Genomic DNA, 23,266 nt, shown 5'->3' on the forward strand with positions numbered 1-23,266 from the left:
CAGCTTTCGGCACAGAGTTTGTCCTGGGAAATGCGGAGAAACTGAAAAAATTAGCGGCCCAATGGCCTAATATAGCAACACAACAGACTTCGATGGGGGATGCAACTATTAAGATTGTTGGACAATTCTAGGCAAAAAAAGGCGATCGGGTACAATTTTTAACAGTTGCTGAGCAGTTAAAGGCATAGGAACCGTCTCCCCCAGTCAGGACTCAAAAGAAAAGGAGAAGTGGAAATTGAGCGGTTTTTACCGCAGAAAAATCGCCACAAAAGACAAGACTGGCTACGGGGTACGATCCTTAAATGGAAATTCCATCTCTATCACCAAACGTCCATGAGCTATTCTACCGAGGCATCGACTCCAAAAACAACCAAAAGCGCTAGAGTAACCGAAGCTACAATCCCTAATGCAGACTACCGACTGTTGGATCGGACAAAGCTGTCGCCGATGTATCAGCATTACGTGGAAGTAAAACAGCAGTATCCTCATGCGTTGCTGTTGTATCGGTGCGGCGATTTTTTTGAAACGTTTTTTCAGGATGCAATTACAGTTTCGCGGGAATTAGAACTGGTTCTGACGAGTAAAGAAGGGGGGAAAGAAGTTGGGCGAGTTCCGATGACGGGCGTACCTCACCATGCGTTAGAAAGATACTGCGCGATGTTAGTAGAAAAAGGGTATGCGATCGCTATCTGCGACCAAGTCGAAGATGCAGCAGAAGCACAAGGTTTAGTCCGCCGAGAAATTACCCGCGTTTTTACCCCCGGAACTCTCTTAGATGAGGGAATGCTCACTGCAAAGCGCAATAATTTTCTAGCAGCAGTTGTGATTGCAGGCGAACATTGGGGTTTATCTTATGCAGATATCTCTACAGGCGAATTTCTAACCACGCAATCGACTAATTTAGCTCATTTAACGCAAGAATTAATGCGCTTGCAGCCTTCGGAAATCTTAGTACCAACCAACGCCCCAGATTTAGGCGCACTGCTACGTCCAGGAGAAAAATCGGAGAGTATACCAGCTTGTTTACCCAATAGTTTTTGTTATGCATTGCGTCCCCAAAGTCCGTTTAGTTTATCCGAAGCCAAGCCGAGATTATTGCAAAAATTTAATTTGAAATCCCTCGAAGGTTTGGGATGCGAACACCTCCCCCTCGCCGCCCGCGCCGCTGGTGGATTATTAGAATATCTGGAAAGAACTGTAAATAAGAAAGTAGAAGAAAAGGAGACAACAGGAAAAAATTCAATCCAAAATATAAAATCCCAAATCCAAAATAAACTCCAGGTTCCTTTACAACTTCTGCGAACTTACACCATTGCCGATTATTTAATATTAGACTACCAAACCCGCCGCAATTTAGAAATCACTCAAACCGTCCGCGATAACACCTTTCACGGTTCTCTATTGTGGGCAATAGATAAAACCTGCACCGCAATGGGAGGTCGCGCCTTGCGCCGATGGGTTTTGCAACCATTGCTCGATATTAAAGGAATTCGAGCGCGACAAGATACAATTCAAGAATTAGTAGAAAATAGCTCTTTGCGGCAAGAATTGCGTCAGTTATTGCGCCAAATATACGACATTGAGCGCTTGACAGGACGCGCAGGATCTGGTACGGCGAGTGCGAGAGATTTAGTAGCATTAGCCGATTCGCTGTTAAAATTACCAGACTTAGCAGCACTGGTAACAGATGGGAAATCGCCTTACCTGAGAGCATTGCAAAAAGTACATCCAATTCTGGAACAATTGGGTCAAAGAATTCGCGCTTATTTAGTAGAATCGCCGCCAATTCATATCACCGAAGGTGGTTTAATTCGAGATGGAGTCCATCCCCAATTAGATGAAATGCGAGCAGGGGCAAAAGATGACCATGAATGGGTTTCCAATTTGGAAGTAACCGAAAGAGCTAGTACGGGTATTTCTACGCTAAAAGTAGGATATAACAAAACTTTTGGATACTATATCAGCATCTCGAAAGGGAAAATAGACCAAGTTCCAAAAAACTATATACGCAAACAAACGCTGACTAAAGAGGAGCGTTATATTACTCCGGAATTGAAGGAAAGGGAAGCGAGAATTTTAACAGCTAAGGAAGATTTAGACCGGCTGGAATATGAAATATTTTGCGATTTGAGATCCGAGGTGGGAGAACAAGCGGAGTTAATTCGTAATGTTTCTCGTGCTGTTGCTGCGGCGGATGTTTTGGCTGGTTTGGCTGAAGTTGCGGTATATCAAGGTTATTGTCGTCCTGAGATGGTGATGGGGCGGGAAATTATTATTGTTGATGGGCGTCATCCGGTGGTTGAGCAATCTTTACCTGCTGGGTTTTTTGTGCCTAATTCTACGCAGTTGGGGAGGGATGAGTTATTGAACCGCAGAGACGCAGAGGGCGCAGAGGAAGAGGGAGAGAGGCCGGATTTGGTAATATTAACGGGGCCTAATGCTAGTGGGAAGAGTTGTTATTTGAGGCAGGTGGGGTTGATTCAGTTGATGGCGCAGCTTGGGAGTTTTGTTCCGGCGCGGGAGGCGGTTTTGGGGGTGTGCGATCGCATTTTCACGCGAGTGGGTGCGGTGGATGATTTGGCGACTGGTCAATCTACTTTTATGGTGGAGATGAATGAGACGGCAAATATCCTCAATCATGCGACGCCTAAATCGCTTGTTTTGTTAGATGAAATAGGAAGGGGGACGGCTACTTTTGATGGTCTTTCTATTGCTTGGGCGGTGGCGGAATACTTGGCAGCGGAAATCAAAGCTAGGACTATTTTTGCCACGCACTATCACGAGTTGAACGAATTGGCTTCGATGTTGTCTAATGTGGCTAATTATCAGGTAACTGTGAAAGAATTGCCGGAGCAAATTATATTTTTGCATCAAGTGCAACCCGGAGGTGCGGATAAGTCTTATGGAATAGAAGTAGGGCGTTTGGCGGGGTTACCAGCGGTGGTAATTCAGCGGGCAAAACAAGTGATGGGACAGATTGAGAAGCATAGTAAAATAGCCGTGGGATTGAGAGAGGGAATTGGCAGCGAAACGCGCACTACTACACGCAAGAAAAAATCCCCAAAAACCCCTACACCCGACGAACAACCAACCGAATAAAAACCTAACCCCCCATCCCCCTTCCCTGCAAGGGAAGGGGGGGTTTAAAAAGCCCCCTCTCCTCCCAGGAGAGGGGGTTGGGGGGTTTAAAAAGCCCCCTCTCCTCCCAGGAGAGGGGGTTGGGGGGTTTAAAAAGCCCCCTCTCCTCCCAGGAGAGGGGGTTGGGGGGAGAGGTCAGTCTTTACTTTAAATTAAGCCAATCTTGGATTTCTTTAGCTAACCAAGTAGCCTCAGATTCGTCCAAAGCACCACCCAATTGATAAAGTCCATAGTCGGTGCGAATACATACTTCATAAACCCAACCTTGGAGAGTTAGGAAAACACCTAAAATTTCTGCAACATTCCCTTTTCGGCTACTGTAAGTATAGTTAAATGTCTGCCGGACAATTTCAAACCGCTTGCGGTCAAAGTAAATGTGAGTCTGTTTGCCAAATAAAATTGCTAATCCAGCACATAAGGCTGCGAAAATTGTCAATCCAATAATAGGCTGTCCCGCCACTATTATAAACAGTATTAGGAACAATATAACTGTTCCAAAACCTAGAAAAAAGAATAGACCCAAACAGCCAAACCTCTCAAGTTGTTTCGTTCCCCCAGATGTCAGCTGAATTTCCATTTTTTCCGCCGATTTACTTAATTTTATGAAAGTAAAAGGTTCAGGTATTTTTCTAGTGTAAGTACCGCGAGAAGGTCTAATTATTCCAGATTCCAGCGCTTGCAGTGCTTGCTTAGCATTACTGAATCGCTTTTCTATTGCTATTTCTGTAAGCTGAGCAATCCAACTTATAAAATTGGGGTTTAGGGTGATGCGAACGCTAAATTGAATCCGCGAATCTTTCTGCGGTAAATCAGCAGGAGCAATACCCGTTAATAAGTGAATCAAAGTTGCTCCCAAAGCATATAAATCCGATGCGGGAACTGCCCTTCCCCAAAATTGTTCTAACGGTGAATACCCGCTAGTCCCAACAACAGTAAATGTCACCCCCGTAAAAGCAGCTTTATCCTGAACCGCCCCAAAATCTACCAGATAAACTTGCTCATCTTCTGTTAAAATTATATTACTCGGCTTAATATCGCGGTGCAAAACGGGCGGAATGAGTGAGTGCAGATAAATCAGAATATCCAAAACTTGGGTAGCAATGCTTTTCACCTGTTTTTCCGAAAAACGCTTACCTTGTTCTAATAATTCCTGTAGAGAAGCACCGGGAATATAATCTTGCACAATCCCAAACCAAGGCAACCCTTCTCCTATTTGCCTATCTAGGGAAAAATAATCCCGATAGCGAGGAATTCGCGGATGATTCAGATTCGCCAAAACTTGCGCTTCCCGTTCAAATAATTTCAATTCGTCCCACTGCATTTGAGGACTAAACGCCAGTAACTTAACAATTACCTGCTCGTTAGATTGTAAATCCCTGGCTAACCAAGTTTGACGACCTGCGGCCGTCCGTCCTAATCTTTCTTGGAGTTGATAGCGTTCCTGTAATATCTGTTCTGGTTGCAACATTTGGTATCGCTTCCTAGAAAGTGTATTTCTATATTGGCACTCGGCAGGCGAGACGCCTACCCCACAAGAAAAAATCAGGACTTACGCGATCGCGATCTAGAAACCGGGTTGCTGCATAGATCTGTGGTGATAAAGCGACGATTTTTCGCAGAAACCCGGTTTCTTTGCCTAGATGCTGAAAATGATTCTTGTGGGATGGGCATCTTGCCCGTCTGATGACCAATTAGCAATTAGCAATTACCAATTACCAATTACCAATTACCAATTACCAATCAAAAGTGATCCGGCATCCAAGGTTCAGCACCCGCAAATATCTGCGTCGCCGCCGCAACAGCATTATCTGTCCCTGCCAAATAACCGCTAACTTGTAACTGAGAAGGCGTATACAAACCCGTATAAAGCGGTGCAAGTCCGCGTATATTTAACTGCAATTCGCCTTTACCTCCCCGCGTCACCTCGCCTCGCCCACCGGAAACCCTCACCACAAAATTACCGTTATTTTCAGGCAATAATTCATCCACAACTGCCAAATGTAATTCGGTTTCCACTCCCATTGGATAACCTCTACCCTCCAAAGCTTTAGCCACATCAATTATCCGCAGCATCCAGCGTTCTAAATATCGCACCTTCGCGGTTTGTTCCGCCAGCAATAATAAAAAAGGATCGCTCGCTGCACCCCGCCATACCGCTTTTTGAATTTGGGAACGGTGATCTGCTAAAAACATCCACAAACGTTGGGCCGCCGCCGCACTTAGCGCTACCCAGTCCAGAATTACTATTTGCGATTCTTTGGCATCCTGTTTAAAAATAATGTAGCCTTGCGGTTGATTTTGCGAACCGACTAGATAACCATAAATTGTCTCTTGTTCTCGCGGTTGGATAATTGACTGCCAAATGGCTGAGTTTCTGTCTAAATTGCCGTTATTTTGTACTGCCCATTGGCGGTAAATCTCGTGAAAAACTTCGTGGCGGATGGGAGTTACCGCTTGCATTGGGATGGCACGAATTGTTTGATCAACTGATAACCTCAACCCATCCAACCGCATTTCAAAACCACCCGCCGTTCCCCCCTGTTCGTAACCCACTTGCCGATAAAGATACTGCGTCGCCGGATACAATACCGATATCGGCACTTGCTTCCCCTGGAGTTCCAAAAGCGTGCGGGTAAGCAATTCTACCGCGACCCCCATCCCCCGATACTCTGGCGGTACTCCCACCACCGCCAACCCTGCCATCGGGACGCTACATCCCCCAAACCACTGTCCCATCTCAATAACAGCCAAACTGCCCGCAACTTGTCCCCCTTGGCGAAGCACCCGGAAGTTTTCCACCCCGATGCGGTTGAGATAAACAGACCATTCGCTCAGCGGCGAGTTGAAGCACTGGCTGAGTATCGCTCCTAACTGCTGAGTCTGTTCGGGGTTTGTAGGCGTGCCAAATTCAAAATTAGGTGTCATCGTCGTATTGCTACTTTAGCTGGAGACACAGGAGGCTCAGCCTCCGAACTCGTTCCCAGGCGTAAGCCCGGAGAACGAAGATTTAGAGGCTCTGCCTCGCTAATTTTAGTCCCAGTCTCTTTAGCCAAAATGCGAAGAAATTTGAATAACTGACCCGATAAATTTACTTTACTTAACAATTAGTGGTCAAAAGCGTTAAACTTCATTGCGGAGTACCAACATAGCAAGGCTGTCATGGTACTTTCATTGATGTTGACAAACGGCTTAGAGACAGGAACGGAGAACACTGTGGCATTACCGACGCACCAATCCTCAACTGCTGCATTTCGTGAAGATTTTAGCGAGTACGTGGCTCACCTCCAACTTCACATGGCGTTACAAGCTCGTAACCTAGTTCCCACCCTCACCCAAGCGGTAGATAGCCGCCAGCAGTTGCTACAGCAGACTCAAGCAGATTTTGAAAAGCTAGTTTCCAGACAAGGGTTTTAATCCAAAGCTTTAACCCGTCTCATCATCTGATCGGGAGGCAGCAGCCCACTAGATTATCGTTCTCCGGGCTTACGCCTGGGAACGAGTGCCGGGAGGCTCTGCCTCTGGTGGGAAAACACAAACCTGAAACCGCGCACTATAATAAGAAATGTAAGACACGGGGCCTTAATGGTTTCGACAGGCTGGCGAACGCCGCCCCGTGATACAGGCCGAGAGTGAGTCTGCTCTCGTTAATCCAAGGCTCAAAAAAAAGTAAATGCGAACAACATCGTTCCTTTTGCTCGTAAGGCTGCCACTGTAGCTGCCTAATAACCCCTAAACAAGGTTCGAGCGTCTGTAGTCTGACTCCGTTAAGGGCTGCGGACAAACCCCAACGGATGCTCTAGAAAGTAGCCTCTGGTCAGCTTTCTAGCTAAGAATTAACCAGAGCATCCTGTCATCCGGGATAATGGATGGTTCCCGCTCTGAGGGTCAGAAGAGCTAAGCCTGTGAATGAGCGGTAGGTTAATACCCGGTTTGGACACGGGTTCGACTCCCGTAGGCTCCATTTAAAAACCACCCCGTACAATTAGTTACAGGGTGGTTTTTAAGTTTTTATGGCGGGAGCGCTAATAATTCTAACCTGTGAGAATCCGGCTTGTAGCCAAGAATTTACTAAGTCGCTAGCTGAATTTAAACGAAGTGAAAACTTAGGTAGGCAGCATTTTTGCTGTTTAAAATGCTTCGCACAGTGTAAAGGAATCCGAAATTTTAAGGATAAGATTAATACAAATACCGAACATTTACAAAAAGGCAGCGAACGAGACGAGTTGTCGCCGTTTCGCTATTACTTAAAAATTATTAAAAAATCGAGTATACAGAGAAATAAAGAGTATTCTGTAACGCTGGAAGAACTAAAGTTTTTATGGGAGCAACAGCAAGGTATTTGTCCTTATACGGGATGGAAGTTAGAGCTTTTACCTTGCGTGACTGACTGCGAGAAGGCACCTTTAACGCCCAAAAGAGCTAGTGTAGATCGGAAAGATTGTTCTAAAGGATACACGATTGATAACATACAATTTGTGGCGGCGATTGCCAACTTCACTAAAAATGCCTTTACCGACCAAGATTTAATCGAATTTTGTCAAGCAGTCACTCAATATGACATGACAAAATCTGAATTAATAAAATCATCGCTCGCAGAAAACAGGATAGATGAATGCTTGAATCGCTATTATTTAAAGATGGCAAGAAAGAATGCAAAAGCAAAAGGAAAAGAATGCAGTATCACCCTGGACTACTTAAAATATTTGTGGTAAAAACAAGGTGGACGCTGCCCTTATGCTGGGTGGAAACTAGATAATCCACAAACAACTAAAGATTGGGAGAATTATAGGTTTCACCCGCAGAGAGCGAGTTTGGACAGGATAGATCCCCATGGCGGCTATGTGCCGGGAAACGTGCAGTTTGTGTCGGTGATAGCTAACTTGGGAAAGAGAGATTTTAAGCAAGAGGAACTTTTAGAATTTTGTCAAGCAGTGGCAGAATATAGGGGAGGAAACGGTTAAAGTGGAAGAGCGATAGCACGGCATAAACTAAACTTGGATTGAACCCGTTGCTATTCACCTTAAGAATTATGTTTGAAAAAATTCTAGTCCCAATCGATAATTCTCCCACTAGCAAACAGGCATTTGAGCAAGGCATGTTCTTGGCAAAAGCCACAGGCGCTAGTTTAATGCTAGTTAACGTCTCGTCCCTGGCTGGACTCGATTCCGGGTATCCGAATCTGGTAATGCCAATAGTAAACAGTGCCTACATCGCCGCGCAAACAGAGGCTTTGCAAAATTACCTACAGCAGTGGGAGATCGTGAAACAGCAAGACCTGGAATTGCTGAAATCTTTGGCAGAACAGGCTAAAGACGCAGGTATTGCTACAGAGTACGCACAACCAATCGGCGATGCGGGTAAAGAGATTTGCCAACTGGCGCGTAGTTGGGGAGCCAGTTTGATTGTCATGGGTCGCCGGGGCCACACGGGATTGAGCGAACTGATTCAAGGTAGCGTTAGTAACTACGTTACCCACCATGCGCCTTGTTCGGTTCTCACCGTGCAAGGTAAGGAAGGTGGGGGAGATGGGGGGGAGGAGTAAGCGTGCGTTCGCGCACTTTGTCAAGACTTACGCCAAGAAACCGGGTTTCTATGAAAAATCGTCGCTGGGAAACTAGAGATCTAGGTCGAAACAAAGTTGATGGCAAGGTCGGGAGGAGTGAGCGTGGGTTCGCGTTGTGTCAAATTTCACAAAATTGAAATATCCGCGTCACAACAGCGTCAAAAGCATTAGTCAATATAAACATAGTAAATTATTTTACTCCTCACACACCAACGAGAAGCCTAGAGGTCGGTCGCTCTGGGCTTTTTTATTTTGGGTGACATCTCTGGCGCAAAGAAACCCGGTTTCTATGAAAAATCATGGGTTTGGTAGCTATAGATCGATGAAGAAACCGGGTTTCTGGCCTCGTGGCTTGTTTATTGGGGCGGAACTCTCCTAGCCGACAGGACAAAATGAGTATTAAGATCGTCCTCTCCCAGCAGAAGTGAAGGCACAATAGCCATATCTAGACTAGGAGGAAAGCCCGCCCATGCAGCCGATTCGCACTTTTAACGTTACTCCCGCCCTGCCCTCGCGACTCGAACCCTTGCGGCGACTAGCCTACAACATGCACTGGGATTGGAATGCAGATACTAAAGACCTGTTCCGCCGCCTCGACCGCGACTTGTGGGAATCGAGTCGTCATAACCCAGTTTTAATGTTAGGCACGATTTCCCAAGCGCGGTTACAGGAAGTAGCCGAAGACGAAGGCTTTATCGCCCAAATGGAACGCGCCGTCCAACAATTAGACGACTACCATCACCGATTAACTTGGTATCACAAAAATCGCAAATTGGTCAAAGGGTCATCGGTAATAGGTAATGGGGAAGAAGACACAGCACCCACGACCAATAACTCATTACCCAATAGCCAAAAAGAGTGCTATGCCTACTTTTCAATGGAATTTGGCCTGGCGGATTGCATTCCGGTCTATTCTGGTGGTTTGGGGGTTCTCGCGGGCGATCACTTGAAATCTGCTAGCGACTTAGGTTTGCCCTTAGTAGGGATGGGGTTGCTTTATCAACAAGGTTACTTTTCCCAGTTTCTTAACGCCGATGGCTGGCAAAACGAACACTATCCGATCAATGATTTTTACAACATGCCCCTACAATTAGAGCGGCATCCAGATGGATCGGAAATTCGGATTGAAGTCAATTATCCGGGGCGCAAAGTTTACGCTCGCATCTGGCGGGTGCAGGTGGGAACGGTACCCTTATACTTGTTGGATACCAATATTGAAGCTAACGCCAGTCAATACGACCACGATATTACCGACCAATTATATGGCGGCGATATCGACATGCGGATTCACCAAGAAATTATGCTCGGTATCGGCGGCGTTTTGGCGCTCAAAGCATTGGGATTAAACCCGACCGCCTATCACATGAACGAGGGACACGCGGCGTTTTTGGCGTTAGAACGCATCCGCATTTTAATGCAAGAAAACGGCTTAAGTTACCAAGCAGCTAAGCAGGTGGTGACGGCGAGTAGCATTTTTACGACTCACACGCCAGTACCTGCGGGGATTGATTTGTTCCCGCCGGATAAGGTGTTGTATTACCTGGGTTACTATGCAGATATTTTTGGCTTGCGGCGAGAAGAATTTCTGGCTTTAGGGCGGGAAAATACGGGAGATTTGGCAGCGCCTTTCAGCATGGCAATTTTAGCAATTAAAATGGCTTCGTTTGTTAACGGGGTTGCCAAGTTGCACGGTGTCGTCGCCCGGTCGATGTTCCACCGCCTGTGGCAGGGTTTACCGTTGGAGGAAGTACCGATCACATCTATTACCAACGGGGTACACGCGCGCAGTTGCACTTCGCCGGTAATGCAAGGATTGTACGATCGCTACCTGGGTCCGCGCTGGCAACACGCGCCAACTGACGATCCCCTGTGGGATAAGATGAAGTCGATGCCCGATGAAGAATTGTGGCGCTATCACGAACGGTGTCGCGCCGAGTTGGTAGTATTTGTGCGGGAACGGATGGCGAAAAAGTTGCGCGATCGCGGTGCATCTCCCGCTGAAGTCGCCGCCGCTGCTGAATTCCTCGATCCGGGTGTTTTCACTATCGGTTTTGCCCGTCGTTTTGCGACTTATAAACGGGCAACTTTGTGGATGCGCGACGTAGAACGGATTAAGCGCCTTTTAGGCAACAAACATCGCAAGGTGCAGTTCGTAATTTCCGGTAAAGCGCACCCAATGGATATTCCCGGAAAAGAGTTAATCCGCGATATTAACCACTTTATTCGCGAACAAGGATTGGGTCGTCAAATTGTATTTATTCCCGATTACGATTTGCACGTGGCGCGATTAATGGTAGCGGGTTGCGATGTTTGGTTAAATACTCCCCGCCGTCCCCGCGAAGCATCCGGTACTAGCGGTATGAAAGCTTCGATGAACGGGTTATTAAACCTCAGCGTTCTTGATGGTTGGTGGGATGAAGCGGATTACGTCCGTACTGGATGGCCCATCGGTCATGGGGAAGATTATCAAGATCCCAACTATCAGGATAATGTGGAAGCTAACGCGCTTTATGAATTGCTCGAACAGGAGGTTGTACCGCTATTTTACGACCGGGATAGCGAAGGAATTCCCCGCGCTTGGGTGAAGAAAATGAAAGATGCGATTCGGTTAAATTGTCCGCACTTTAATACGGCGCGGATGGTGCGAGACTATGCATGGCGGGCTTATTTCCCGGCAAGCGATCGCTTCTCGAATTTGAGCAGCTCAAACTTTGCACCTGCTAAAGACTTGGCGCATTGGAAAACCAAATTGTTTGATAATTGGTACAACATTAAAATCGCCAACGTTGATGTTTCCAATGGCCCTGAAGTTCAGGTGAATCAAAACATTGGGGTGAAAGCGCGCATTCATTTGGCAGGTTTGAGTCCCGATGACGTACAGGTAGAACTTTATACCGGCGAAGTCAATGCCGATGGGAATATTGTCAACGCCAAGTCATCGGTGATGGAATTCCAAGGAAAAGATCAAGAACATGCCTGCATTTACACGGGCGATATTATCTATAATGCCAGTGGTTTGCAAGGGATGTCCCTGCGCGTTCTACCCAAACACGATAATCTCAGCAATCCTTATGAACTGGGATTGATTCGTTGGGCTTAGGGGAATTGGTAATGGGTAATTGCTAATTGCTAATTGCTAATGGGTAATTGAGTTGATTTTTTTCGATTACCTATTACCTATTACCCATTACCTCTACCTCTACCAGGAATGATAATGTATCCGGTGGAGCGAAACTCCTGGGTCGTCGCTGCGCTAACGCCTAATACCAAATTTCGCTCCACCCCCCAATACCACCAGTGGGCGGCTACGTAAGCGCAGATCAGGCTATCTAGTTTATCTTCTACGGTTTTTAGAGCTAATCCCGTCAAGGGAATTTCGGGTAATTCTGTTAGGTTGAGGTGCGGTTGTACGGTTGAAAAATCATTTAAAATATGCTGTCGCAGCTTGATTAATTCGGCTCTTTTTTCGGATATTTTGCCTTTTTTGTATTTTAAAATTCGGTCTAATTTGAAGAGATTGACAATCGCTGGATGGGGAAAGACTTCGATTTGAAATCGTCCCAATCGTTGTGGTTCGATAATCGGGGCGTGGGCGAAACCGCGTGCTTCTAAACTTAGGCCAAATTCTACTGTGCGTTGGGCGAAAGGGCGTCCTAAATTGGCGGGGTAGCAACCGGCGTGATAGCGTCCAAAATGTTTGTGAGCGAGTTTATCGGGGAGGCGCATTCCGGTTGCGTTGGGGATGATTGTAGGGGCGTCTACGGCGATGATTCCGGGTTGGTTGGGGGATAGCCAGGTATCGATCCAGGCGAGGATGTCTGTAATGGTTTCTAGTCGGTTTAAATCGAGGAGTTGCAATTGGTTATCTTGCCATTGTAGACAGCATAAACCACTGGCACCGGAACGCCAACCTAAGTCAATTCCGAGAAATTTCATCATGGGGATTTTACGTGCGATCGCTCTCTTATCATGCCCGATAAAATGCCCCTAGATTCCCCCTGGTTTCAAACTGGGGGATGTTCAATTGTCAGGGTATTTTTATGGGGATTTTACGTGCGATCGCATTTATTCCCGTTGCTCTCAACGCGGCGAGCCTCCATAATTAAATTAGTTCCCTCGATCACCATCCAAAAAATCACCAGCGGCAAGGGAACACCCGACAACACCAAAACAATGCCCTTGACATCAATGTACGCGGCTTTAATTGCAAACTTATACCTTTGATTGATATTGTCCGACTGTAAAGCAAGAATAAGACATTGTAAGATTAAAACCTGAACTTCGGGTTCTTGAATCACCAGGCTGTATTTGAGCAAATTGTTAGGGATTGGATACATAAACAAAAGCCTTCAATGGGTTGTTAATCCCATTAAAAATGACCGAAATAAGCAAGTCAGTTCCCAATAGTTTCCACCAGAAGTAGAAACAAGTGGAAATAATCTTCCACTTCGAGATCCTGGATGTAGGGGCACGGCATCAATAAGCTTGGAAGGTAACCCAAAGATGGTAGAATGCCGTGCCCCTACCAACCGACAAATGGTTGAAGGTCTTGTCCCAAAAACGAATGGTTAATTAAATGCCATTTCCCCACAAAGAGAGGTGTTACATTTGACGATATTGGATGTAGGGGCACGGCATCAATAAGCTTGGAAGGTAACCCAAAGATGGTAGAATGCCGTGCCCCTACCAACCGACAAATGGTTGAAGGTCTTGTCCCCACAAAGATTTGTGCTGCACTTGCCACCTCTACAATCACCGCTTGTATAATTAAAATATCTTGCTGAACAGATTAATTATGGAATCGTGGCGACACTGGGATGATTTTATAAAAATAATGTCTCGCGATTATCGGTTGACTGAGGCTGAAACAGAATCTTTTTTATTACAATTTACTAGACAGAATATTGGTAAAAGTCAAAACGAACTTTCCGAACAACTGCCGCTGATGGAAAATCCACTGGCAACTCATAAAAAGCGGATGTCAGAGGTATATGATAAATTCTCTCAGAGCTACCCTGAACTTAAATCGATCCAGCACAAATCCAAGGCTTTACAGAAATGGCTAGAGGCTCAATATTCTCAATGGCTACCTGTTCAAGACTCTGATTCTGCCTCATCACCTGCTACAACGGAAACACCGATAGACTGGCGCGATATCTGCAACAAAGTTTTAGCAACTCAACAACTCCGCCGCCCAGCAACCGCACAACAATATGAATTAAATATTTACGTTCCCTTGGGATTAATGGAACGTCCCAAATTGCCACCAAACCCCAGACCAGAACCTACTGGCGAAGAGTCGCAACCGCAGAAAGAACCAGAACTGCAAATCGTCCAAACTTATAAAGATGATGCTTTTTTCCAGAAAGTGATTGCCGAAAATCGCACCGAAAACCGCAAGCATATCGCGATTATTGGCGAACCGGGTGCGGGAAAAACTACGCTGTTAGGAGAACTGGCGGAACGGTTGATTGACCTCTCCCCCAACCCCTCTCCTGCGAGGCGAGGGGAGAATGACTCTAACTCTTACTCCCCCTTCCCTGGTAGGGAAGGGGGTTGGGGGGTTAGGTTCCCCATTTGTATTCGACTGGCAGATTTACGGGATAGCACAATTGCAGATTATTTACTCAATAATTGGCTCTCAAAAGCGCTGCAATTTATCGATTATGAGGCGGAAAATGTCACCCCAGAAATCGGGAAAGCACTCAAGCAACTTTTCGCTGAAGGTAAGGTGTGGTTGCTGTTGGATGGGGTGGATGAAATGGCGGCGACATCCCCTGTGGAGGCGTTGGCGAGAATTCGGGAACAACTGACAGACTGGGTGGGTAAGGCGCGGGTGGTGCTAACTTGCCGTTTGAATGTTTGGGATGCGGCGATTAGCAATACCCTGACAAATTTTGATACTTATAAAACTTTGGAATTTGAACCCGATGATGTGGATGAGTTTATTCGCCAGTGGTTTGAGGAAGCTTCTCAGGATGAGAAACGGCGCAATTCTGGGAATGAAACTTTTTGGCGGGAACAGGGAAAACGCTTACAGCAACAGTTAAAAGCACCTGGAAAAGAGCGAATTAGGGAACTGGTACGCAATCCCCTGCGGTTGTCGATGTTGTGTCAGTCTTGGTGCGTACCCGAACAGGATTTGCCCGAAACGAAAGCGGCACTTTACGAGCAGTTTACCACTTATTTTTTTGAGTGGAAACAAGAGGAGTTTCAGAAAAAACATCGAGTATTAAAGGAGACGGATAAAAAACAGATTCAACAAGCTTTGGCAAAGTTGGCTTTAGCGGCAATGGAAAGCAACAATAGGTTTTTGATTGAGCAAGATTTTGCGATTGAGCAGATGGAGGAGGAGTGGTTTGATTTAGCAGATGAATTGGGATGGTTGGTTTTAGTTGATAGGGATACGCGCGCGAAAAAGCCTATTTATGAGTTTTTTCATTCGACTTTTCAGGAATATTTTGCGGCGTTGGCTGTTGACGATCGGGATTTTTTCTTACCTCGCGAACATATCGATCGACCTGTTAAAGATCGAGATAAGCCACAGGAATATAAGCGATACCGCATTTTTGAGCCGCAGTGGAAAGAGGTAATTTTGCTGTGGTTGGGGCGTGATGAGGAAATGATAAATAAGCAAAAGGAAGAGTTTATTGATGCTTTGATTAAGTTCGAGGATGGATGTGGAAAATGGCGCAATCTATATATAGTACTAAATGAACACTTTTTGGGAAATCGTAATCTATATATTAAAAAAATTGAGGTTGTACTGCCAAATGACGGGCTAGTAAATTTTCGGGATAAAACTGCTACTTTTTCCTCACCTCCTACCAACTATCAACTACCTACTACTAGCCAAAACCAAGAGGTCACTAGCAACTTTGGTTATATAGATAAAGGCTTTTATGAATATCAAGCCTATTTTTTAGCTGTCGCTGGAATTTCTGAGTATCACGATTACGACCAAATAGATGAAGTAATAGGGCAAATTTTTACGTGGGGCTTTGGTTATTTCGATACTGAAAAACAAGAGTGGGTAATTTTTTCCGATGTAATTAGCAATGCTGCTAGGGAAGCATTCCAACAGACGCAGTGTCCAAAAGCCACTAATACTTTAGTGCAACTGCTCAATTCTCCCGATATTGATGGTTACACCCGTTGGCGAGTGGCAGAAAGCTTAGGGAAGATTGGTCATGGCAATCAAACAGCCATTGATGCTTTGGTACAACTGCTCGATTCTCCCGATCCTAATGATTTCACCTATAGGCTAGTGGCAGAAAGTTTAGGAAAGATTGGTCAAGGCAATCAAACAGCCATTGATGCTTGGGTGCAACTGCTCGATTCTCCCGATCTTGATGATTTCATCTATGGGCTAGTGGCAGAAAGCTTAGTGAAGATTGGTCAAGGCAATCAAACAGCCATTGATGCTTTGGTGCAACTGCTCAGTCCTCCCTATCTCAATCCTCGCACCCGCAGGCAAGTGCCAGAAATCTTAGGGGCAATTGGAATTGGCAATCAAGCAGGCATCAATGATTTGGTGCAACTGCTCACTTCTCCCACTCTCGATAATGACACCCGTAGGCAAGTGCCAGAAATCTTAGGGGTAATTGGAATTGGCAATCAAACAGCCATTAATGATTTGGTGCAACTGCTCACTTCTCCCACTCTCGATAATGATACCCGTAGGCTAGCGGCACAAAGCTTAGGGAATATTGGTCAAGGAAATCAAAAAGCGATCAATACTTTAGTGCAACTGCTAGATTCTCCCGATCTGGATGATTATACCCGTTGGCAAGTGGTAAAAAGCTTAGGGAATATTGGCATTGGCAATCCAACAGCGATCGCTGCTTTGGTGTCACTGCTAGTTTATCCCAATCTTGATGATTACATCCGTAGGGATGTGGTAAAAAGCTTAGGGAATATTGGCTATGACAATCAAAAAGCGATCGATGCTTTGGTGTCACTGCTAGTTTATCCCAATCTTGATGATTACATCCGTGAGGAAGTAGCAGCAAACTTAGGGAATATTGGTCAAGGCAATCAAAAAGCGATCAATACTTTAGTGCAACTGCTCAATTCTCGCGAGCTTGATGATTCTACCCGCAGGCAAGTGGTAGAAAGCTTAGGGAAAATTGGGCAAGGAAATCAACAAGCGATCGATGCTTTAGAGGAACTGCTCAATTCTTCCGCTCTTAATGATTACACTCGTAGGCAAGTGGCAGATAACTTAGGGAAAATTGACCCAGGCAATCAAAAAGCGATCGCTGCTTTAGTGCAACTGCTGGGTTCTGACCAACTTGATTATTTCACCCGTAGGCAAGTGGCAGAAAGCTTAGGGAAAATTGACCCAGGCAATCAAAATGCGATCGATGCTTTGGTTCAAATGCTAATTTCTTTCTATCTTAATGATGGCTGGGTTTGGCGATTGGTAGAAAGTTTCGGGAAAATTGGTCGTAGCAATCAAAAAGACATTAATGCTTTGGTACGACTGCTCATTTATCCCGCTCTTGATGATGACACTCGTAGGCAAGTGGCAGAAAGCTTAAGGGAAATTAATTTTGGCAATCAAAAAGCCATTGATACTTTGATGCAATTGCTTAATCCTGCCAAGTTTAATGATGTCGTCCTTTGGCGAATAGCAGAAAGCTTAGAGAAGATTGACCCAGGCAATCAAAATTTGATCCCTGCTTTCGTGCAACTGCTCAATTCTCCCCATCTTGATGATTACACCCGTAGGGAAGTGGCAGAAAGCTTAGGAAAAATTGGGCAAGGCAATCAAACAGCCATCAATGCTTTGGTGCAACTGCTCAATTGTTCCGATTTGGATGATATCACCCGTAGGGAAGTGGCAGAAAGCTTAGGAAAAATTGGGCGAGGCAATCAAATAGCCATCAATGCTTTGGTGCAACTGCTCAATTCTCCCAATTTTTATGATTACACCCGTTGGCGAGTAGCACAAAGTTTGAAGGAAATCGAGATAGACAAGCAGTTTGCCGTCATCACAGCCTTAAAAGCCAACTTCAACGACTCTCAGAAAATTGATAAGTACCACTACGGATTAATCTGGCACTGCGCCCAAAATCTGCCTTACCCCGACTTCTACCAAGCTTGGCACAAAGACACCCTTACCAACTCCGCAACAGCAAACCTCAACTTAGCAAACTTACCCCAAATCCTTGCCGAAGCTATTAACAATCAACCCGAAATATGCAGCAAAGTAAAGCTAATTTGCATCGACACGCATCAATTCATCGACCCTGAAAACCCCGCCCCAGAAATTTACGACCAGATGCTAAATCAAAAATGTCCAGAGTGGCAGAATGGGTATCCAGAAACAATGCAAAAACTTAAACTTTATTGGAATTACCTACGCCGCAATAGCGAAATTCCCCGGTTTTTCATCTGCTACGATTCCACAGCACTCTCTACACCCACAGGATTTAGCAATCCATTTCTGAAAGCTTTAAGCAAATTTGATGGTGCGATTTGTGTGGTGCGGGAAAAAGGGGATATTCCCTTGCAAACTTTTTCACCCAGTCAACCAAATTTAATAGCAGATATTGTCGGTTGGATGAGAGAGAAGATGATGGAACAATAGAGAAACCGATGCAATTACAACGCCCCAAATTCATCAGCACTTATTCCAGCCTGTCGTAAAATACTTGCTAGCGTACCGATAGTAATTTCCCGATAACGAGGTACTATTGCCGTGCGAGTTCCTTCATCAGTAGATTTGGCAAACTTGACATGGCTACCCTTCTGGCTAACCTCCACAAACCCAGCTGTCTCTAATTTACGTTTAACTTCACGATAAGATAGTGGGTTAAGCGGCACCGATTTCTACCTCCAACGTCCTCATTTGAGGGGTTATCGTAGCGAATGGTGGCTCAAAATGCAGTGACAAAGCTTCACTAAGATTAGCTAATGCCTCTGCTTCCGTTTCCCCTTGACTGGCAATATCAACCTCTACGCACTGCGCCACAAACCAACTACCTTCTTGCCATACGCTTGCTGTAAAAGTTCGTTTCATAACTTTTCTTTTTTCGGTCACGAGCTTTGAACTTTATTATGCCACAACAATGGCTTATATCATGCCGGGTTGTATCGGTAGCGTGAGGCGGGGCGGGTTTATTTATCCTTTGCGCTAGTAGCAAAGATCTCTCGTAAAACCCGCCCCTACAGGAACAAAAACTATACACAACCAAAGCTACGGGAGATTATATTACCTAAAACAAAGAGCATGTTACTGTTAAAGCGATCGCATCCCAAACACCAAACACCCAGAAACCCGGTTTCTTCAAGCAACCGGGTTTCTCAGTTTTTAACGACAATAAGTCAGATAACGGGAAGATACATAACCCCGCATAGGACGGGAAATCCGCACCCAGCCATTTGCACCGCGATTTACAATCGTAACGCGGGTTCCGTTGCGTAATTTACCGATAATTCGACCGCCTGGTCTTGAACGCACATTCAAAGGAGTACCGTTAGTTACAACTCGCCGACAGCTGGAATTATTGGCGACTGTAACCAATTCCTCTTCAGCGGCATTTTGCTCAAATGAACGCCCCGTGGTAGTAGCATTGGCAGCAGAAATCAATGTTAAACTAGGCACGGCGAGGGATAAAAATGCAATTGCTGCTAAAAAGTTTTTCCGGTAATTGATAGTTTTCATAAACTACTTTCCTTAGTTGCTTTACTCTTTCATTCTCAGCAAGCTAACTAGGGTTTGACAGTACCATTACGGGGTACTTTTAACAGAGAGAGGTAAGCGGGAGAGGAAAGCGGGATGGGTAACGCCGGATATGGAGCGAATTCAAGGGAAAATAGTACTATAACTGTTCGCCTGCTTTAGCCATGAACAATTCATCGATCAAACAGTTACTCGAAGACCTGAAAAACCCCGATGACACGGTGCGCCAGGAGGCGTCATCGGAACTTTGGCGTCTCTGGTTTCGCCAAAAGGGTGTACTGGGACTGGAACTGCTACAGCAATCTCAAGCTTTCCTGGAAGCGGGAGAGTTGACCAAGGCGGAAACCGTCTTGAATCAACTGATTGCAGATATGCCAGACTTTGCGGAAGCTTGGAATCGACGCGCCATCCTCTACTATATTCTCAGCCAGTACCGGAAAGCGATCGCTGACTGTCAAAGAACTCTGCAAATCGTACCCTATCACTTCGGCGCACTCCACGGGATGGGGTTGTGTCACGTCGCACTAGGAGAGTATCGTCAAGCAATTCAAGCTTTCCACAAAGCACTGCAAGTTCAACCTTATGCGATCGAAAATCAGCGGTGGATTTTAGAATGTACTGCTAAGTTAAGTTAGGTAATAGCTAATAGCTAATGGCTAACGGCTAATGGCTAATGAGTAATAACCAAGACTCTTGTGGTTAACTAACAATTAGCAATTAGCTATTAGCAATTAGCTATTAGCTATTACCCAACTGCAACTGGTTCCTGCACTTGTTCCTGCACTTTTTCCTGTTTTGCTTGCTTGATGTTTTCTAGCTGTTGCAGCAGTTGCGCTTTCACTTCATGACGATACTTAAAGAAGTGTTCGCCTACGCCTAAATCGGTCATGTAGTCGTAAAATAGACGAGGTTTGATTAGTGCGATCGCCATCATTTGCCACCAGAAACGCCACCGGGTTGAACGCACCACACCCTGACGCCAACAAACTGCCAAAAATAAGCGCAACTCCTTCGAGGTAATTTTAGGCATCCACCGACCCCGCCAACCATTCATCATCATAAAATGACGGAACGTCCGCTTCAAATACGGCATCGGTTCGTAAATATTCCAGAAGGCATCGATGTATTCTGCCACAATTTCTTCCACCGGGCGCGTCGGGGTAAAATTCATTATTGCACCTTGATGAAACGTTCCCAAACCATCCACCAAACGCCCTTCTTGCTTCAAGCGCGTCCACATTTGCGTATTCTGCAACGCCTGAAGCAAGCTAAACTGACCTTGAGGAATTCCCGTCGCTTCAATAAATTCTTGAATCCGCTTACCCGCACCCGGACGTTCGCCATCAAACCCGATGATAAAACCAGACATAATTTGCATTCCAGCTTTGGTAATTTTCTGACAAGATTCAACCAAAGGATGGCGCGTATTTTGATTTTTGTGGATACCCAGCAGGCTAGTTGTATCTGGCGTTTCGATCCCCATAAATACGATATTAAAACCTGCCTTCACCATTAGCTCGATCATTTCGTCATCTTCGGCTAAATTTAGCGATGCTTCCGTGAGCAAAATAAATGGATAATTCCGTTCTTGCATCCAAGGAATTAGCTGCCTCAAAAACACCTTGGCGTTGCGTTTATTGCCAATAAAATTATCATCCACAATAAACACATACCTATGCCAACCCATCTTGTAGAGGACTTCCAATTCCCCTAGCATCTGCTCAGGCGTCTTCGTGCGCGGTTTGCGTCCGTATAAGTTAATAATGTCGCAAAATTCGCACTGGAACGGACATCCCCGCGAAAACTGTACCGTAATTGCTAAATAAGCATCTAAATCGAGTAAATCAAACCGGGGAATCGGCGTTTGAGTCACATCGGGTTTTTCCGGCGAACGGAAAATCCCGCGTTCTTCCCCGCGTTCCAATGCTTCTAGGAACATCGGGATTGTGCATTCACCTTCATCGAGTATCAAATAATCTGCGCCAGATTCTAATGCAAACTCCGGTACGGAAGTGGGGAATGGCCCACCCACGGCTACTTTTTTACCCAAGGCGACGCCTTTTTGAATTAATGCCCGGAAATCGGCTTTCTGGACGATCATGGCGGAGATGATCGCCATGTCGCACCATTCCCAGTCGGCTTCGGTTTCCTGCCGCACATTGCGGTCTGCAAATCGGATTTCCCAGTCTTTCGGCAGCATCGCAGCGACCGTAATCAATCCTAAGGGCGGATTGGTCGAGCGTAAACCGGCTAAATTCAGCGTTTCTTGATAAGACCAGAAAGAATTGGGAAAATGAGGCCAGATTAGTAAAGCTTTCATCACAAAAAAACCCGCTAGTTTGGATTTTGGATGTTGGATGGGGGATAGTTGCCCTGTTGACAAGGCTTTCCCTGCACATTGGCTCTCAAATCGGCAGGAAAGCGGGGCGGGGATTACCGCTTTACCTGTAACCGATGCGGCGAAAACGAAGCCGAAAAATCGCGAACGCACCCGTCAAAACATAAAATATAAAGAAATAATTTAGTTCCCCGCTGCCTTGACTCATATCATCCAAAAGGAAGATTTTTAGGTAAATTTTTGTGAAAAGCTAGATTAGAGCGGTATAATTTATGGCCTGCCATTGAGAAAGGCTGCGGTTGTGGCGCCAAACAATGTCAAACTAGATAGGGAATGGGTAATGGGTAATGGGTAATGGGTAATGGGTAATAGACCTCTGCAAAAAACAAACTCCAAGACAGGCGAGACGCCTATCCCACAAGAGTGATTGCAGAAGTATAATGCGCGATAGCTTTCCCAATGACCAATGACCAATGACCAATGACCAATTAGCAATTAGCAATTAGCAATTAGCAAAAATGACAAAACAGCGAGTTCTCTCTGGAGTTCAACCAACCGGGAATCTTCATTTGGGAAACTACCTGGGAGCGATTCGCAACTGGGTAGAAGGGCAGAGTCAGTACGATAATTACTTCTGCGTGGTCGATTTGCACGCAATTACCGTCCCCCACAACGTGGAAACCTTGGCATCCGATACTTACACTATCGCAGCCCTGTACCTGGCTTGTGGTATAGATCTGGAATATTCCACCATTTTCGTGCAATCCCACGTCTGCGCTCACAGCGAATTAGCTTGGTTGCTCAACTGCGTTACGCCGCTCAACTGGCTGCAAGATATGATTCAGTTCAAGGAAAAAGCGGTCAAGCAAGGGGAAAATGTCAATACCGGCTTGCTGGATTACCCGGTTTTGATGGCGGCGGATATCTTGCTGTATCAAGCGGATAAAGTCCCCGTGGGTGAAGATCAAAAGCAGCATTTGGAACTCACCCGCGATATTGCGAACCGATTTAACCACCAATTCGGCAAAGGGGAAAAAGTGTTAAAGTCCCCAGAACCCCTAATTCGGTCTGATGGCGCGCGGGTGATGAGTCTGACGGATGGGACGAAAAAAATGTCTAAATCCGATCCTTCCGAGTTGAGTCGGATTAGTCTGCTAGACTCTCCAGATGAGATTACCAAAAAGATTAAGCGCTGTAAAACTGACCCAATTAAGGGTTTAGAGTTTGGCAATCCAGAACGTCCAGAGTGCAATAACTTGCTGACGCTTTACATGATACTTTCTGGGAAAACTAAGGAGGAAGTAGCAGCAGAGTGTGCGGATATGGGTTGGGGTCAGTTTAAGCCACTCTTGACAGAAACGATAATTTATGCATTAAACCCGATTCAAGAAAAATATCGTGCCGTGATGGACGAGAAAGGTTATTTGGAGTCGGTGTTGCGACAAGGACGGGAAAAGGCAGAAGCAATCGCTAACGTTACCCTATCCCAAGTGAAAGACGCCCTGGGTTATACAAAGCCCTTGTAAACATTCTCTCC

General features: G+C 45.6%; 18 protein-coding genes and 1 other RNA gene. 11 read left to right on the forward strand and 8 right to left on the reverse strand.

The features are described from left to right. The first annotated feature begins 333 nt into the window (after positions 1-333). Entirely contained in the window at positions 334-3,099 is a 2,766-nt protein-coding gene (gene mutS, locus ACE1CM_RS13005) for a DNA mismatch repair protein MutS (RefSeq protein ID WP_374877924.1), read from the forward strand. A gap of 181 nt (positions 3,100-3,280) precedes the next feature. Here the strand turns inward: mutS and ACE1CM_RS13010 are convergent, their stop codons facing one another. Next, on the reverse strand, positions 3,281-4,606 hold the full coding sequence (locus ACE1CM_RS13010) for a serine/threonine protein kinase (RefSeq protein WP_374877925.1): 1,326 nt from the start codon (positions 4,604-4,606) through the stop codon (positions 3,281-3,283). Here ACE1CM_RS13010 and ACE1CM_RS13015 point away from each other — a divergent pair, their 5' ends adjacent. Next, positions 4,607-4,822 carry a hypothetical protein gene (locus tag ACE1CM_RS13015; protein ID WP_374877927.1) on the forward strand — a complete coding sequence of 72 codons (216 nt, stop codon included), beginning with the start codon at positions 4,607-4,609 and terminating at the stop codon, positions 4,820-4,822. Positions 4,823-4,878: 56 nt separating this feature from the next. On the opposite strand, the gene eis is transcribed toward ACE1CM_RS13015, so the two are convergent. Beyond that, positions 4,879-6,063 carry an enhanced intracellular survival protein Eis gene (gene eis / locus ACE1CM_RS13020; protein WP_374877928.1) on the reverse strand — a complete coding sequence of 395 codons (1,185 nt, stop codon included), beginning with the start codon at positions 6,061-6,063 and terminating at the stop codon, positions 4,879-4,881. 249 nt (positions 6,064-6,312) lie between these two features. On the opposite strand from eis, the gene ACE1CM_RS13025 reads away from it, so the two are divergent. From ACE1CM_RS13025 to glgP, 6 genes are all read left to right on the forward strand, one after another. Then, the gene (locus ACE1CM_RS13025) at positions 6,313-6,552 is read left to right on the forward strand and encodes a hypothetical protein (protein ID WP_374877988.1); all 240 of its coding nucleotides are present in this window, start codon (positions 6,313-6,315) and stop codon (positions 6,550-6,552) included. 159 nt (positions 6,553-6,711) lie between these two features. Beyond that, positions 6,712-7,102: a transfer-messenger RNA gene (gene ssrA, locus ACE1CM_RS13030) on the forward strand. Positions 7,103-7,148: 46 nt separating this feature from the next. After that, positions 7,149-7,850, forward strand: a complete 702-nt coding sequence (locus ACE1CM_RS13035) for a hypothetical protein (protein ID WP_374877929.1) — start codon at positions 7,149-7,151, stop codon at positions 7,848-7,850. A 99-nt stretch (positions 7,851-7,949) separates the two neighbouring features. Then, positions 7,950-8,099, forward strand: a complete 150-nt coding sequence (locus tag ACE1CM_RS13040) for a hypothetical protein (protein WP_374877930.1) — start codon at positions 7,950-7,952, stop codon at positions 8,097-8,099. Positions 8,100-8,167: 68 nt separating this feature from the next. Then, the gene (locus ACE1CM_RS13045; RefSeq protein ID WP_374877931.1) at positions 8,168-8,680 is read left to right on the forward strand and encodes a universal stress protein; all 513 of its coding nucleotides are present in this window, start codon (positions 8,168-8,170) and stop codon (positions 8,678-8,680) included. 490 nt (positions 8,681-9,170) lie between these two features. Continuing rightward, entirely contained in the window at positions 9,171-11,801 is a 2,631-nt protein-coding gene (glgP, locus tag ACE1CM_RS13050) for an alpha-glucan family phosphorylase (RefSeq protein ID WP_374877932.1), read from the forward strand. 80 nt (positions 11,802-11,881) lie between these two features. Here the strand turns inward: glgP and ACE1CM_RS13055 are convergent, their stop codons facing one another. Together ACE1CM_RS13055 and ACE1CM_RS13060 are read right to left on the reverse strand one after the other, a co-directional pair. After that, entirely contained in the window at positions 11,882-12,640 is a 759-nt protein-coding gene (locus ACE1CM_RS13055; RefSeq protein ID WP_374877934.1) for a DUF429 domain-containing protein, read from the reverse strand. A gap of 110 nt (positions 12,641-12,750) precedes the next feature. Continuing rightward, positions 12,751-13,038 (reverse strand): hypothetical protein, encoded by a 288-nt coding sequence (locus ACE1CM_RS13060; protein ID WP_374877935.1) that lies wholly within the window; start codon positions 13,036-13,038, stop codon positions 12,751-12,753. A gap of 458 nt (positions 13,039-13,496) precedes the next feature. Here ACE1CM_RS13060 and ACE1CM_RS13065 point away from each other — a divergent pair, with 458 nt between their 5' ends. After that, entirely contained in the window at positions 13,497-18,296 is a 4,800-nt protein-coding gene (locus tag ACE1CM_RS13065; RefSeq protein ID WP_374877936.1) for a HEAT repeat domain-containing protein, read from the forward strand. A gap of 14 nt (positions 18,297-18,310) precedes the next feature. Here ACE1CM_RS13065 and ACE1CM_RS13070 read toward each other — a convergent pair whose 3' ends face one another. From ACE1CM_RS13070 to ACE1CM_RS13080, 3 genes are all read right to left on the reverse strand, one after another. Continuing rightward, on the reverse strand, positions 18,311-18,532 hold the full coding sequence (locus ACE1CM_RS13070) for a type II toxin-antitoxin system HicA family toxin (protein ID WP_374877937.1): 222 nt from the start codon (positions 18,530-18,532) through the stop codon (positions 18,311-18,313). After that, on the reverse strand, positions 18,522-18,728 hold the full coding sequence (locus ACE1CM_RS13075) for a type II toxin-antitoxin system HicB family antitoxin (RefSeq protein WP_374877938.1): 207 nt from the start codon (positions 18,726-18,728) through the stop codon (positions 18,522-18,524). Before ACE1CM_RS13075 ends, ACE1CM_RS13070 begins: the two co-directional genes overlap by 11 nt. Positions 18,729-19,019: 291 nt before the next feature. Then, the gene (locus ACE1CM_RS13080) at positions 19,020-19,373 is read right to left on the reverse strand and encodes an SH3 domain-containing protein (protein WP_374877939.1); all 354 of its coding nucleotides are present in this window, start codon (positions 19,371-19,373) and stop codon (positions 19,020-19,022) included. Between the two features lie 182 nt (positions 19,374-19,555). On the opposite strand from ACE1CM_RS13080, the gene ACE1CM_RS13085 reads away from it, so the two are divergent. Next, positions 19,556-20,026, forward strand: a complete 471-nt coding sequence (locus ACE1CM_RS13085; RefSeq protein ID WP_374877940.1) for a tetratricopeptide repeat protein — start codon at positions 19,556-19,558, stop codon at positions 20,024-20,026. Positions 20,027-20,136: 110 nt separating this feature from the next. On the opposite strand, the gene ACE1CM_RS13090 is transcribed toward ACE1CM_RS13085, so the two are convergent. Further along, complete coding sequence (locus tag ACE1CM_RS13090; protein ID WP_374877990.1) at positions 20,137-21,711, reverse strand: B12-binding domain-containing radical SAM protein; 1,575 nt, start codon at positions 21,709-21,711, stop codon at positions 20,137-20,139. Between the two features lie 536 nt (positions 21,712-22,247). On the opposite strand from ACE1CM_RS13090, the gene trpS reads away from it, so the two are divergent. After that, on the forward strand, positions 22,248-23,255 hold the full coding sequence (gene trpS / locus ACE1CM_RS13095) for a tryptophan--tRNA ligase (RefSeq protein ID WP_374877941.1): 1,008 nt from the start codon (positions 22,248-22,250) through the stop codon (positions 23,253-23,255). The last annotated feature ends 11 nt before the right edge of the window (positions 23,256-23,266 follow it).

Origin of the sequence: Microseira sp. BLCC-F43 (genome assembly GCF_041929235.1) — a bacterium.
GTDB lineage: Bacteria > Cyanobacteriota > Cyanobacteriia > Cyanobacteriales > Aerosakkonemataceae > Microseira.